This window comes from Microbacterium sp. NPDC089189, assembly GCF_040685095.1.
Lineage (GTDB): Bacteria > Actinomycetota > Actinomycetes > Actinomycetales > Microbacteriaceae > Microbacterium.
In genome coordinates, this window is the sequence record NZ_JBFBHG010000001.1 from 82,741 (window position 1) to 96,359 (window position 13,619).

The 13,619-nt window shown below is 70.8% G+C and carries 11 protein-coding genes; 7 read left to right on the forward strand and 4 right to left on the reverse strand.

The features are described from left to right. Window positions 1–10: 10 nt before the first annotated feature. From AB0N73_RS00425 to AB0N73_RS00445, 5 genes are read left to right on the forward strand one after another with little or no spacing between them, the layout of a single operon-like run. Window positions 11–2,467: a glycoside hydrolase family 3 C-terminal domain-containing protein gene (locus AB0N73_RS00425; RefSeq protein WP_363559211.1), complete on the forward strand. Its 2,457-nt coding sequence runs from the start codon at window positions 11–13 to the stop codon at window positions 2,465–2,467. Further along, a complete protein-coding gene (locus tag AB0N73_RS00430; RefSeq protein ID WP_363559213.1) occupies window positions 2,467–3,090 on the forward strand; it encodes a hypothetical protein in 624 nt (207 codons plus the stop codon). The genes AB0N73_RS00425 and AB0N73_RS00430 overlap by 1 nt, the downstream gene beginning before the upstream one ends. Continuing rightward, complete coding sequence (locus AB0N73_RS00435; protein WP_363559215.1) at window positions 3,087–4,127, forward strand: glycosyltransferase family A protein; 1,041 nt, start codon at window positions 3,087–3,089, stop codon at window positions 4,125–4,127. Before AB0N73_RS00430 ends, AB0N73_RS00435 begins: the two co-directional genes overlap by 4 nt. A 30-nt stretch (window positions 4,128–4,157) precedes the next feature. After that, window positions 4,158–4,880: a LytTR family DNA-binding domain-containing protein gene (locus tag AB0N73_RS00440; protein WP_363559217.1), complete on the forward strand. Its 723-nt coding sequence runs from the start codon at window positions 4,158–4,160 to the stop codon at window positions 4,878–4,880. Further along, window positions 4,877–6,205 carry an ATP-binding protein gene (locus AB0N73_RS00445; protein WP_363559219.1) on the forward strand — a complete coding sequence of 443 codons (1,329 nt, stop codon included), beginning with the start codon at window positions 4,877–4,879 and terminating at the stop codon, window positions 6,203–6,205. The genes AB0N73_RS00440 and AB0N73_RS00445 overlap by 4 nt, the downstream gene beginning before the upstream one ends. Window positions 6,206–6,229: 24 nt before the next feature. Here the strand turns inward: AB0N73_RS00445 and AB0N73_RS00450 are convergent, their stop codons facing one another. Genes AB0N73_RS00450 through AB0N73_RS00465 form a run of 4 tightly spaced genes read right to left on the reverse strand, consistent with a single transcriptional unit; the run spans window position 6,230 to window position 9,609 of the window. Continuing rightward, window positions 6,230–7,129, reverse strand: coding sequence for a 3-methyladenine DNA glycosylase (locus AB0N73_RS00450; protein WP_363559221.1), 900 nt, complete (start codon window positions 7,127–7,129; stop codon window positions 6,230–6,232). A gap of 28 nt (window positions 7,130–7,157) precedes the next feature. After that, a complete protein-coding gene (locus tag AB0N73_RS00455) occupies window positions 7,158–7,871 on the reverse strand; it encodes an SOS response-associated peptidase (protein ID WP_363559223.1) in 714 nt (237 codons plus the stop codon). Window positions 7,872–7,880: 9 nt separating this feature from the next. Continuing rightward, window positions 7,881–8,924: a phosphatase domain-containing protein gene (locus AB0N73_RS00460; RefSeq protein WP_363559225.1), complete on the reverse strand. Its 1,044-nt coding sequence runs from the start codon at window positions 8,922–8,924 to the stop codon at window positions 7,881–7,883. 4 nt (window positions 8,925–8,928) lie between these two features. Further along, window positions 8,929–9,609 carry a DedA family protein gene (locus AB0N73_RS00465; RefSeq protein ID WP_363559227.1) on the reverse strand — a complete coding sequence of 227 codons (681 nt, stop codon included), beginning with the start codon at window positions 9,607–9,609 and terminating at the stop codon, window positions 8,929–8,931. A gap of 42 nt (window positions 9,610–9,651) precedes the next feature. On the opposite strand from AB0N73_RS00465, the gene AB0N73_RS00470 reads away from it, so the two are divergent. Then, window positions 9,652–10,938, forward strand: coding sequence for an anthranilate synthase component I family protein (locus AB0N73_RS00470; protein WP_363559229.1), 1,287 nt, complete (start codon window positions 9,652–9,654; stop codon window positions 10,936–10,938). A 25-nt stretch (window positions 10,939–10,963) separates the two neighbouring features. Then, complete coding sequence (leuS, locus tag AB0N73_RS00475; protein WP_363559231.1) at window positions 10,964–13,597, forward strand: leucine--tRNA ligase; 2,634 nt, start codon at window positions 10,964–10,966, stop codon at window positions 13,595–13,597. The last annotated feature ends 22 nt before the right edge of the window (window positions 13,598–13,619 follow it).

Below are 13,619 nucleotides of genomic sequence, written 5' to 3' on the forward strand. Positions count from 1 at the left end.
AGACCTGATCGTGACTGACGCGAACGACGCCGTCGCGGCGCTGACCCTCCTCGAGAAGGCGGCGCTGCTCAGCGGTGCGAACACCTGGCAGACCCGTGAGATCCCCGGCCTCGGCATCGCGCCGATCTGGATGGCGGACGGCCCCCACGGGGTGCGCAAGCAGGTCGGCTCCGCCGACCACCTGGGCATCAACGGCTCGGAGCCGGCGACCTGCTTCCCGACGGCGGCCACGGTCGCCAACAGCTGGGACGAGGAGCTGGCGGGCGAGATCGGCGCCGCCCTCGGCCGGGAAGCATCCGAGCAGAGCGTGCACGTGCTCCTCGGCCCGGGCCTGAACATCAAGCGCAGCCCGCTCGGCGGGCGCAACTTCGAGTACTTCTCCGAGGACCCCGAGCTCTCCGGGCGCCTCGCGGCCGCGTACGTGCGCGGCATCCAGTCGGAGGGCGTCGCCGCGACCCCCAAGCACTTCGCCGTCAACAGCCAGGAGCTCCGCCGGATGGTGAGCGACTCGGTGGTCGATGAGCGCACGCTCCGCGAGCTCTACCTGACCGCCTTCGAGATCGTGGTGCGCGAGGCGAAGCCGTGGGCGATCATGAGCTCGTACAACCTGATCAACGGCGCCTACGCCCACGAGAACGCCCACCTGCTCACCGACATCCTCCGCGAGGAGTGGGGCTTCGACGGCGCCGTGATCTCGGACTGGGGCGGCGGGAACGACGCCGCCGCGGCCGTCCGCGCCGGCGGCACCCTGGAGATGCCGTCGCCGGGCTTCGATTCGGCACGGGACATCGTCGCAGCCGTCCGTGCCGGCACGCTGGACGAAGCCGACCTCGACGCGCGCGTGCGGGAGGTGCTCGACCTGGTCGAGCGCGTCACCGCGCGTGCCGTGCGCGCCACGGTCGACGTCGAGGCGCACCAGGCGCTCGCGCGTCGCGCCGCGGCCGAATCCGCCGTGCTGCTGCGCAACGAGGACGCCATCCTTCCTCTCGCGCCCGCCACACGCGTCGCTCTCATCGGCGACTTCGTGACGGAACCGCGGTACCAGGGTGCCGGATCGTCGCTCGTCAACGCGCGCCGGGTCTCGACGCTCGCCGATGCGCTCGAGGAGAGCGTCCTCGATGTCGTCGGCCGCGCGCAGGGCTTCCGCCGCGACGGCGTGCAGCAGCGCGACCTGATCGCCGAGGCGACGCGCTTGGCCGCGTCCGCCGACGTCGCCGTCCTCGCCCTGGGCCTGCCCGAGACCGCAGAGTCCGAGGGGATGGACCGCACGACCCTCGCGCTGCCCGCCGACCAGGTGGCGCTGCTGCACGCCGTCGCCGCGGTCAACCCCCGCGTGGTGGTCGTGCTGAGCGCCGGCGGCGTCGTCGAGATGCCCTGGCTGTCCGACACGACGGCCCTCATCCACGCCTACCTCGGCGGCGAGGCGGGGGCCTCGGGCATCGCCGACGTGCTCACCGGCATCGTCGCCCCGGGCGGTCGTCTGGCGGAGTCGATCCCGCGCAGCGGAGCCGACGCGTCGACGGCGGGCGTGTTCCCGAGCACGCAGCGCACCGCGGAGTACCGCGAGGGGCTCTTCGTCGGCTACCGCTGGTACGACGCCACGGACGCCGACGTCGCTTTCCCGTTCGGGTTCGGCCTCGGGTACACGACGTTCGCCTACTCCGATCTGCGCCTCGTGGACGGCGTCGCCACCGTGACCGTCACCAACACCGGTGAGCGCGCCGGCACGGACGTCGTGCAGCTGTACGTCGGCCGTGTGGGCGAGAGCGGCGTGCACCGTCCGCAGCGCGAGCTCAAGGGCTTCGTCAAGGTGCGTCTGGACGCGGGCGCCTCGGAGGAGGTCACCATCGCCCTCGGCGACCGCGCGTTCCGCTACTTCGACGTGGCGGGCGGTGAGTGGCGGGTCGAGCCCGGCGAGTACCGGGTGTCGGTTGGCCACAGCTGCGTCGACCTGGCACTCAGCACGACCCTCGCCGTCGACGGCACCGCGGCGGAGACGAGCGCTCCGGTCGAACCGGACGCCTACCGGCGGGCGGACGTGCGTCACGTCACCGATGCCGACTTCGCCGCGTTGCTCGGACGCCCCGTGCCGAGCGCCGAATGGGGATCGGGTCCGCTGGGCTACAACGATCCGATCGACCGCATCAGCACGGCGCGCAGCAGGACGGCGCGTTTCGCGTTCGGGATCGTCGACCGTCGCCGGCGGAAAGCCGATGCGTCGGGACACCCCGACCTCAACATCCTCTTCATGTTCAACGCGCCGTTCCGGGTGCTGTCGAAGATGAGCGGCGGTCTCGCGACGCGCCGGCTCACCGACGCCGTCCTGACGCTCGTGAACGGGCGGACGTTCCGCGGCATGGGGGCGGTCCTCATCGCCTACCTGCGCGGGCGCCGCCTCGAGAAGCACACCCGAGAGACATTCCGCGCCGCTGCCTCCGTCAGCCGGCGCGCAGGAAGGAGCCGGTGATGTTCACCGCGATCAAGACCCGCTGGACGAGGTTCGTGGAGCGGCACCCCGAGTGGTCGAAGTTCCTGATGTTCCTCATCCTCTCCAACGGCGTCACCGTGCTGCAGCTGGGCATGATGCCCGTCGCGCGCTGGGTGCTCGACTCGTTCACGAACCTGATGAACGTGTCGTTCCAGGTGCTGCCGGTGGGGTCCAACGTCGACGGCAGTCAGTACTACATGTTCGACTACGCCGCGGGCCCCCTGCCCGAGGGCGGCGGCGGACTGTCGTACTTCCTCGCCGTGCAGATCACCCTGCTGATCGCGCAGGTGCTGAACTTCTTCCTGCAGCGCAACATCACGTTCAAGTCGAACACGTCGATCTGGGTCGCGGCCGCCTGGTACGCCCTCGCGTACGTGGTCATCACGTTCATCGCCGCCGCGGCGCAGGGCTTCTACAAGGCGCCCATCTACGATCTCCTTATGAACACATGGGGATGGGGCGCCACCGGCGCCGTGGCAGCGGACGTCCTCACGATGATCATCAATGCGGCGATCTCATTCTGGGTGTTCTACCCGATCTTCAAGGTCATCTTCCGTCAGAAGGTGCAGGAGCCGACGCTCACGAGCGGCACCCCGGCATGACGAGCGGCCCCGCGCCGCTGCTGAGCGTCGTCGTCCCCGCCTACAACACGGCGCAGTACCTCCGTCGTGCGCTCGATCCGTTGACGCGTGCGCGCGCCGACGTCGAGGTGGTGGTGGTCGACGACGGCTCGACAGACGCGACGGGGCCCCTCGCCGACATCTACGCGGCGCGTCATCCCGACCGCATCCGCGTCGTCCATCAGGACAACGGCGGCCACGGCGCGGCGATCGAGGCCGGCATCGCGCACGCGCGCGGTCGCTACCTCAAGGTGCTCGACGCCGACGACTGGCTCGATGACTCGGCGCTGGCCGCGGTGCTCGATACGCTCACCGCGCTCGAGCCCGCGGGCGGCGTCGACGCTCTGTTCACGGACTTCGTGCACGACCGGGTGGGCAAGAACAACCGCACCTCGCGCTTCGACTCGGTCTTCCCGGCGATGCGCGTCTTCGGCTGGGAGCACACCGAGCGCTTCGGCAAGCGGCAGTACCTGATGATGCACGCGATCATCTACCGCACGTCGCTGCTGCGCGCCGCGGGGCTCTCGCTGCCGCGCCACACGTTCTACGTCGACAACCTGTACGTGGTGCGTCCGCTCGCGCACGTCCGCACGATGTACTATCTGCCCGTCTCGCTCTACCACTACTTCATCGGGCGCCCGGGGCAGTCCGTCGACATGGACGTGATGGTCGCGCGCGTCGATCAGCAGCTGCTCGTCAACAAGCTCGCCCTCCACGGCCTGCCCTCCCCGGAACGCGTGGCGGCGGGCGAGGTGCCTGTGCAGCTGTACGCGGCGCTCCTGCACTACATCGAAGGACTCTGCGCCATCACCTCCGCCACCCTCGCCCGGGGAGGCACCGCCGCGCACCTGGCCCAGCGCGACGAGTTCTGGGGGCACGTCAAGCGCGAGAACCCCTGGGTGTACACGCGGATGCGGCGCAGTTTCATCGGCACCAGCAGCAACCTGCCGGGCCAGGCGGGGCGCCGGGTGACGTCGCTGGCGTACCAGGTGGCGCGACGGGTGGTTGGATTCAGTTAGGACGAGGATGGCGGGGGAGAGGAGCACGGGATGATCCGGATCGGCGTCGTCGAGGACGACCCGGCGAGCATCGACCGTCTGCTGTCGCACCTCGACCGCTTCCAGCGCGAGCACGGCGAGCGTTTCCACATCGGTGCGTTCCGCGACGGGCGCGACATCATCGAGGACTACCGCCCCGACTGGGACATCCTGCTGCTGGACATCCAGATGGAGCGGGTCGACGGCATGACGGCGGCGCGCCGCATCCGCGAGGTCGACAGCGAGGTGCTGATCCTCTTCGTCACCAGCTCGCCGCAGTTCGCGATCAGCGGCTACGAGGTCGACGCGCTCAGCTACTTGCTGAAGCCGGTGACCTACCCGGTGTTCGACCAGGAGCTCGCCCGCTGCCTGGTGCGTCTGCGCCGCCGCGAGCGTCGTCACATCCTGTTCTCGTCGTCGGACGGCGACCGCCACCGCATCGACGTCGCAGACGTGCTGTATCTCGAGAGCGCGAAGCACCACGTCATCATCCACACCCTCGACGGCGACCACGTCGTCGTGACGACCCTGAAGTCGATGGAGGCGGAGCTCGCCGACGAGGACTTCTTCCGCTGCAACAGCGGATATCTGGTGAACCTCCGTCACGTCACGGGCGTCGAGGGCAACGACTGCCGCGTACGCGGCGGCGTTCGTCTGCAGGTGAGCCGGCCCCGCAAGAAGGAGTTCCTCGCCGCCCTCGCCGCCTACATCGGGTCCAAGGGCATCACGGCGTGAACGGTGTCGCCGACGCGGTCGCCGACATCCCGCGCACCTACACAGCCCTGGCCGAATGGGGAGCCTGTCTCGTCTTCGTGCTGATCGTGGCGCGACGGATGCGGTGGCTGCCGACCGTGCTGACCGTGCTGGGGGGACTCGCGCTGCTGCTCGGCGTCCAGTGGGCGGCCGGAGCGGTGTCGGTGACCCTCTGGATCCCGGGGATGCTGGTGGCGGTGGCGGCGATGTTCGCGCTGCTGTTCGCGGTGCTGCGCGTGTCGGCGGTCACCGCCGGCTACCTCACCGCGCGCGCCTTCGTGCTGGCCGAGCTCACCGCATCCATCCACTGGCAGCTGGATCGCTTCTACGCGGACGCCGAGCCGCTCGTGAAGAGCGCGCTCCTCGTGCTCGTCTACGCGGTCGTCCTGACGCTGGCGTGGCTCGTGGAGCAACGCCACATGCCGCGGGGGTCCCACGTGGAGGTGGGAAGGACCGACCTCGTCGGCGCGCTCGCGATCGCCGCGGCGACGTTCGGCATCTCCAACCTGAGCTTCGTGAACTCGTCCACGCCGTTCAGTGGCCGGCTCGGGTTCGAGATCCTCTACATCCGCACCCTCGTCGACCTGTGCGGGTACATCGCCCTGTACGTGCAGCACGAGGTGCGTCGGAACCTGCAATCGCGCAGCGAGGCCGAGGCCATGGCGCGGCTGCTGACGAGCCAGCACGACCAGTACGAGATCTCGCGCCGCGCGATCGACGAGGTCAATCGCAAGTACCACGACATGAAGCACCACCTCGACGCGATCCGCGCCGAGCAGGACCCGCAGTCGCGCTCGCGCATCCTGGACGATCTGGAGACGTCCCTGCGCGACTACGGCGCGCGCGTGCGCACCGGCAACGCGGTGCTCGACGCGGTGCTGACCGGCAAGCAGATGTACGCCCGCGAGCACGACATCCCGATGGCGGTCGTCGCCGACGGACGCCTGCTCGACTTCCTGCCGCCGCTGGATGTGACGACCATCGTGGGCAACGCGCTCGACAACGCGTTCGAGGCGACGGCGCGGGTCGCCGAACGCGAGCGACGCACCGTGAAGTTCTCGCTGTTCGCGCACGACGACTTCGTGATGCTGCGCGTCGAGAACACCTACGACGGCACGCTCCGCCGACGGGACGGGCGGATCGTCACGCGCAAGGACGGCGAGGGGCACGGCTACGGACTGCGCAACATCGAGGCCGCGGTGGAGAAGCACGGCGGCTCGGTCTCGCTCGGGCACGAGGGCGAGTGGTTCTCGCTGCGTGTGCTGCTGCCGCGCGCAGAAGCCCCCGCGGGCGGTGTCGCCGGCTGACGGCGGTGCGAGGCGCGGCGCCGCCTACGCGACCGGAGTCGCCGCGGTCTCGACGTGCAGGGTGGCCAGCGCGTCGTCGGCGATCCCTCGCAGGCGCGCACGGATCGGGCCCGACCGCTCGGTGAAGGCGCGCTGCGCGCGGCCGTACGCGCTCTTGCCGGCAGCGGTCTCGATCTCGACGGGCTCGTACCCCCACGCGCGCAGGTCGTAGGGCGACGCCCGCATGTCGAGCTCGCGGATGTCGCGGGCCAGGGTGAAGGCGTCGAGCAGCAGGTCGCCGGGCACGAGTGGTCCCAGCTTCATCGCCCACTTGTACAGGTCCATGCCGGCGTGCAGGCACCCCGGCTGTTCGCGGGCGTGCTGCGACGCCCGGTCGAGCGACGTGCTGTTGCGGGGCACAGCGTCGGGGGTGAAGAACCGGAAGGCGTCGAAGTGGGTGCATCGCAGGTCGTGCTTCTCGACGACCGCGTCGGTCCCGGCGGCCCCCAGCCGCAGCGGAACCGTGTGGCGGGGGTCGGGGGAGCGGTAGACCATCGCCCACTCGTGCAGCCCGAAGCATCCGAACTGCGCGGTGCGCTGGGCCGTGCTCCGCAGCAGCAACGAGATCCCCCGCAGCAGCGCGTCCTTCTCGCGGGCGATCGTCGGCGCATCGACGCGCACGCCGTCGGCCGCGCCGCTGTCGGCGGTGTAGCCGCGCCATCCCCGGCGCTCGGGTGCGTCGGCCAGGACGACGCCCGCCCCCGGGTGCCACCGCCGCAGGAGGCCGGGCTTGTAGGAGTAGTAGGTGAAGAGGAAGTCGTCGACCGGGTGCGTCTCGCCGCGCGCGGCGCGGTGGCGGCGCCCGGCGGTGAGGGCATCGGCGCGCTCGGCGTGGGCGCCCTCGAGAGCGCGCCACTGGTCGGCGGGGAGCACGCGGTCGTTCACCGACGGCACCGGATCCGGCTCGGAACCCTCACGAGGCGAGCGGTCGGATGAGGTCGGGCGAGTCGTTGCGCACATTGCCGACGGCGGCGTCGACCGGGAACGCGTCGAGCGACCGGGCCACATCGGGGGCGGCGTCGATGGCGGCATCCAGGACATCGCCGACGTTCTCGGTGTCAGTGTCGAGCCAGGCGTCCGCGAAATCGGCATCCAGGAAGAGCGGCATCCGGTCGTGGATCGAGCCGAGGTCACCGATCGCGTCGCGCGTGAGGACGGTGAACGAGAGCACCCAGCGCGCGGGATCGTCGTCGGCACGGGCGGGATCCTTCCACCACTCGTAGAGCCCCGCGAGGAAGAGCGGGCTGCCGTCGGCGGGGTGGATGAAGTGGGGCGTCTTCGTGTCGCCCTCGTGCTTCCACTCGTAGTACCCCGTGGCGGGAACCACGGCGCGCCGCTTGATGAGGGCGGCGCGGAACATCGGTTTGTCCTCGAGCTCCTCCGCGCGGGCGTTGAAGGCGCGCGCGCCGATCTTCGGGTCTTTGGCCCAGCCGGGGACGAGCCCCCACCGGGCGGGTTCGAGGCGCCGCGTCGGCGGATCGGTCTTCGCCGAATCGAGCACGATCGCCGCCGTCGCCATCGGCGCCACGTTGTACGAGGGCGCCGGCAGGTCGGGGCTCGTCACATCGACGCGCAACACGCCCACGAGCTCGGACGCGACATTCGCAACGACGAACCGACCGCACATGCGTTCAGCCTACGCGTGGGTTCCCCCACGCAGCACGCCGACCTCGGCGAGGCGGTCGAGGAGCGCCGCGCCGTCGTCGCCGCTCACCCAGGGCACGGAGGCCGCGGAGTGATCGTCGACGACCGTGCGACCACCGGCGAGGACGGCTTCGGCGGGCGTCAGCCGGCGGATCGCCACAGCGGCCACCTGGTCGGGGTGCTCGCCCGCGAACGCCGTGTAGAGGGCGTCGTCGTGCTGCCCGTCGTCGCCGATGAGCAACCAGGTGATGGCGGGGAACTCCCTGGCGAGCCGGTCGAGGTTCGTCCGCTTGTGCTCCTGGCCGGACCGGAACCACCGATCGTGGGTGGGGCCCCAGTCGGTCAGCAGCATCGCACCGGGCGGGAAGAGGTGTCGGCGGAGGAACCGCGAGAGCGTGGGAGCGATGTTCCAGGCTCCGGTGGAGAGGTAGATGACGGGGGCGCTCGGGTTCTCCTGCGTGACGCGCTCGAGGAGCACCGACATCCCGGGCACGGGCTGCCGGGCGTGCTCGTTGAGCACGAAGGAGTTCCACGCGGCGAGGAACGGGCGCGGCAGTGCCGTGACCATGACCGTGTCGTCGACGTCCGACACGACCCCGAAGCGGGCGTCGTCGGACACCACGAGGATGCGCAGGGTCGCGGACGGGCCGCCTTCGACCGACGCGGTGATCGTCTGCCAGCCGGGTGCCAGCCGGGCCGGGAGCACCGTGTCGACGACGCCGCCCCGGTCGGCGATGACGCGATGAGAGGTGTCGCCGATCTGGACGGTGACCTCGGCCGAGGCCACCGGCACGGCGGCGAAGCTGCGCCAGCCCCGCACGCCGGCGTACTCGCCCTTGTCGCGTCCGACCGGCGGGATCACCACCCGCCCGAGCACACGCACCCAGCGCTCCGACCCGTACCCGGGGAAGGCGGTGAGAGCGGGGGTCCGGCCGCGCCGACGGGCGCCGCGTTCACGCCAGGCGTGGAAGCGGCGCTCCAGACGAGCGAACCAGAGGATCTTGTCGGGACGGGTCGGACGAGGGGATTCGGCCACGGCCTCAGTCTTCCACGTTCGCCGCGCCGCCCTCTCGGGGTTGCGGTTCCTCGGTCATGTGACGACGCTCCACGCGCTCGATGATCTTCTTGCCGATGACGACCAGCACGAGGAACAGCACGATGACGCCGACGAAGATGTAGCCGGCGTAATGGATGCGGTCGGCGAGCTCCCGGTAGGTGCCCGCCGCGGCCGCGGCCACGCTGATGTACAGCGTCGCCCAGATCAGGCAGGCCGGCGCCGTCCACGCCAGGAAGCGGCGGTAGGAGTAGCCGGCCATCCCCACGGTGAGGGGCACCAACGAGTGCAGGACGGGAAGGAAGCGGGAGATGAAGATCGCCGGTCCGCCGCGCCGCTCCAGGTAGCGCTCCGAGCGCGCCCAGTTCTCCTCGCCGATGCGGCGCCCGAGGCGCGATCGGCGCAGCCACGGCCCGAGGTAGCGGCCCAGCACGTAGCCGAGCGTCTCGCCGAGGAGCGATCCCACCACGACGGCGATTCCGAGGAAGAGACCCTGCAGGGGGCCGTCCACCGCGGTGCCGGCCACGATGACGATCGTGTCGCCCGGCACGATGAGCCCGATGAGCACGCTCGTCTCGAGCATGATCGCGATGCCGGCGATGAACACGCGCAGTACCGGGTCGACATCACGAACGGCGTCGAGGATCCCGGTGAGCAGTTCGTTCACCCGTCCGAGCCTAGAGGGGGCGCGGGTGACTAGCCTGGGAGTGTGCCCGCCCCCGCCCCCGTGCCGCTCGCGCGCTGGATCGACCCGGAGCTCGTCCACCCGCTGTTCGCAGACGAGGCGTACGCGTTCTGGCTCGATGCCGGACCCGACGCCGGCTCGGGCTGGAGCTGGGTCGGTCGCGGGGTACCGGCCACCCTCGACGAGGTGCGCGCGGTGCCCGTGGCCCGTCACGCCGCACCCGACCACCCGGCAGGGCCCCTGCGGGAGGGGTGGATCGGCTGGATGTCGTACGAAGCGGGCGCTCGCGCGGCCGGGGCTCCCGTCGCCGCCGCCGCGGTGCCGGACCCGCAGTGGATGCGGATCACCGAGCTGGTGGCGTTCGATCACGCCCGGCGTCGGGTCTGGGCGGGCGGCGACGACCCGCGCGCTCTCGCGCACCGTCTCGAGGACGCACCGCCCCCGCGCCCGGCGGTGCCCCTCGGCGACCGCGGCATCCGCGCCCGTGCCCGTGTCTCGGCGGCCACCTATGCCGACCGCATCCGCTCCTGCATCGAGGCGATCGGCCGGGGTGACGCGTATCTGCTCTGCCTCACGACGCGGTTCGACGTGGACGGCGACGTCGATCCCGCCGCCGTCCACGCCGGGCTGCGCGCCGCGTCGCCCTCGCACCACGGCGCTCTCATCCGCACCGGCGACACGTCTCTGGTGAGCGCCAGTCCGGAGCGGTTCCTGCACGGCGCCGACGGCCGCGTGCGGACGCATCCGATCAAGGGCACGCGGCCCCGTGGCACCACGGCGGAGGAGGACGAGCGGCTGGCGCGCGAGCTGGCGGCCGACCCGAAGGAGCGAGCCGAGAACGTCATGATCGTCGACCTCATGCGCAACGACCTCGCGCGGGTGTGCGATCCGGCGTCGGTGAGCGTCGATCGGCTGCTGGAGGTCGAGACCTATCCGGCCGTGCACCAGCTCGTGAGCACGGTCAGCGGTCGCGCGAACGAGGGCGCCACCCTCGGCGACCTCTGGGACGCGGCGTTCCCCGCCGGGAGCATGACCGGCGCGCCCAAGCTCTCGGCGATGACCCTCCTCCACGCCGAGGAGCAGCTGCCCCGCGGCGCCTTCTCGGGCTGCTTCGGGTGGGTCGGCGCTGATGGGTGCTTCGACCTCGCCATGACCATCCGCACGGTCGTGACGCATCCCGGCGGCGCCTCGGTCAGCGCCGGCGGCGGCATCACGTGGTCGTCGCGCGTGGCGGCCGAGGTCGCCGAGGTGGCGTTGAAGGCCTCGGCTCCGCTGCGTGCACTCGGTGCGTCGCTGCCCGCCGACTGGTGACGCCGGGGGTCGGGTAACCTGAAAGATGCGCATCGCGCACCTTCCCGACACCCCACTGATTGGTCTTCCTGTGTCTTCGATCACCACCGACACCGCAGGCCCCTCCTCCGAGGGCGGCTTCGACGCGCACGCGATCCAGGAGAAGTGGCAGCAGCGCTGGGCCGAGCTCGACCCGTTCCGCGCGGGGGGCGAGGACGACACGCGTCCGCGCAAGTACGTGCTGGCGATGTTCCCCTACCCGTCCGGCGACCTGCACATGGGGCACGCCGAGAACTACCTCTACTCCGACATCGTGGCCCGGTTCTGGCGTCACCGCGGCTACAACGTGCTGCACCCGATCGGCTGGGACTCGTTCGGCCTGCCCGCCGAGAACGCCGCCATCAAGCGCGGCGCCAACCCCGTCACGTGGACGTACGACAACATCGCGCAGCAGAAGACGAGCCTGAAGGCCTACGGCGTCTCGTTCGACTGGAGCCGTGTCCTGCACACGAGCGACCCCGACTACTACCGCTGGAACCAGTGGCTGTTCCAGCAGCTCTACGAGCGCGGTCTCGCGTACCGCAAGGAGAGCCCGGTCAACTGGTGCACCCACGACCAGACGGTGCTCGCCAACGAGCAGGTCGTCGACGGGCACTGCGAGCGCTGCGGCGCCGTGGTGATCAAGAAGAAGCTGACCCAGTGGTACTTCCGGATCACCGACTACGCCGACCGGCTGCTCGACGACCTGAACCAGCTCGAGGGCTTCTGGCCGCACAAGGTGCTGCAGATGCAGCGCAACTGGATCGGACGCTCCGTCGGCGCCGACATCGACTTCGAGATCGAGGGCCGCGACGAGAAGGTCACCGTCTTCTCGACCCGCCCCGACACGCTGCACGGCGCCACGTTCATGGTGGTCGCCCCCGATTCCGACCTCGCCGCGGAGCTCGCGGCCGGGGCCGGCGACGCGGCGCGCGAGCGGTTCGAGACGTACCTGCGCACCGTGCAGCAGTCGACGGATGTCGAGCGTCAGAACACGGACCGGCCCAAGACCGGTGTGTTCCTCGAGCGTTACGCGATCAATCCCATCAACGGCGCGCGTCTGCCCATCTGGGCCGCCGACTACGTCCTGGCCGACTACGGTCACGGCGCGGTCATGGCGGTTCCCGCACACGACCAGCGCGACCTCGACTTCGCCCGCGCGTTCGATCTGCCGGTCACCGTCGTGGTCGACACCACCGCGCCCATCACCGGCGCCATCCCGGTCATCGAACTCGACGAGGACGGTGCCCCGATCGATCCGCTCGACGGCGCGTCCGCGCTCGAAGAGATCGACCCGGCGCGCACCGGCGTCGCGCTCACCGGCGAGGGCCGGATGATCAACTCCGGCTCGCTCGACGGGCTGAGCAAGCGCACCGCGATCGCCCGCGTCGTCGAGGAGCTGAACGCCGCCGGCACCGGGCGCGCCTCCAAGACCTACCGCCTGCGGGACTGGCTGATCTCGCGCCAGCGCTTCTGGGGCACCCCGATCCCGATGGTGCACACCGAGGACGGACGCATCACCCCGGTGCCCGACGACCAGCTGCCGGTGCGGCTGCCCGACCCGGAGGGACTCGACCTGCTGCCGCAGGGCACGTCGCCGCTCGGCGGCGCGGAGGAGTGGGTCACCACCGTCGACCCCGAGACGGGGGAGCCGGCGCGCCGCGACCCCGACACGATGGACACCTTCGTCGACAGCTCGTGGTACTTCCTGCGCTTCCTGTCCCCGGGCGACCCGAGCCAGGCGTTCTCCGGCCGCGAGGCGCTCAAGTGGGCACCGGTCGACTTCTACATCGGCGGCGTCGAGCACGCCATCCTGCACCTGCTGTACGCGCGTTTCATCACGAAGGCGCTGTACGACATGGGGCACCTCGACTTCACCGAGCCGTTCTCGAGCCTGATCAACCAGGGCATGGTGATCCTCGACGGCGCCAAGATGTCCAAGAGCAAGGGCAACCTCGTGCTCTTCCAGGAGGAGCTCGACGCGCACGGCGCCGATGCGCTCCGCGTGGGACTGGCGTTCGCCGGCCCCGTCGAGGACGACAAGGACTGGAAGGACGTGTCGACGACCGGCGCGACCAAGTTCCTGGCCCGCGCGCTGCGCGTCGCCGGAGACGTCACGAGCCCCACGGATGTCGTGTGGGCCGAGGGTGACACGGCGCTGCGCCGCGTGACCCACCGTCTGTGGGCCGATGCGCCGTCGCTCATCGAGCAGACGAAGTTCAACGTCGTCGTCGCACGTCTCATGGAGCTCGTCAACGCCATCCGCAAGACGATCGACAGCGGAGCGGGCCCCGCCGACCCGGCCGTCCGCGAGGCCGCCGAGGCGACCGCGATGATCCTCGACCTGTTCGCGCCGCACACGGCGGAGGAGATGTGGTCGATCCTCGGCTACCAGCCCTCGGTGGGGCTCGCGACCTGGCGTCAGGCGGATTCCACGCTTCTCGTCGAGGAGTCCGTCACCGCGATCGTGCAGATCGACGGCAAGGTGCGGGCCACGTTCGAGGTGTCCGCACGGATCGACGGCGCCGAGCTCGAGCGGCTCGCCCGCGCCGACGATCGCGTGCAGCGGGCGCTCGGCGACCGCGAGATCACGCGCGCCATCGTGCGCGCGCCGAAGGTCGTCAGCTTCAGCACGCACTGACCTCGCGCAGACGAAGGACCCT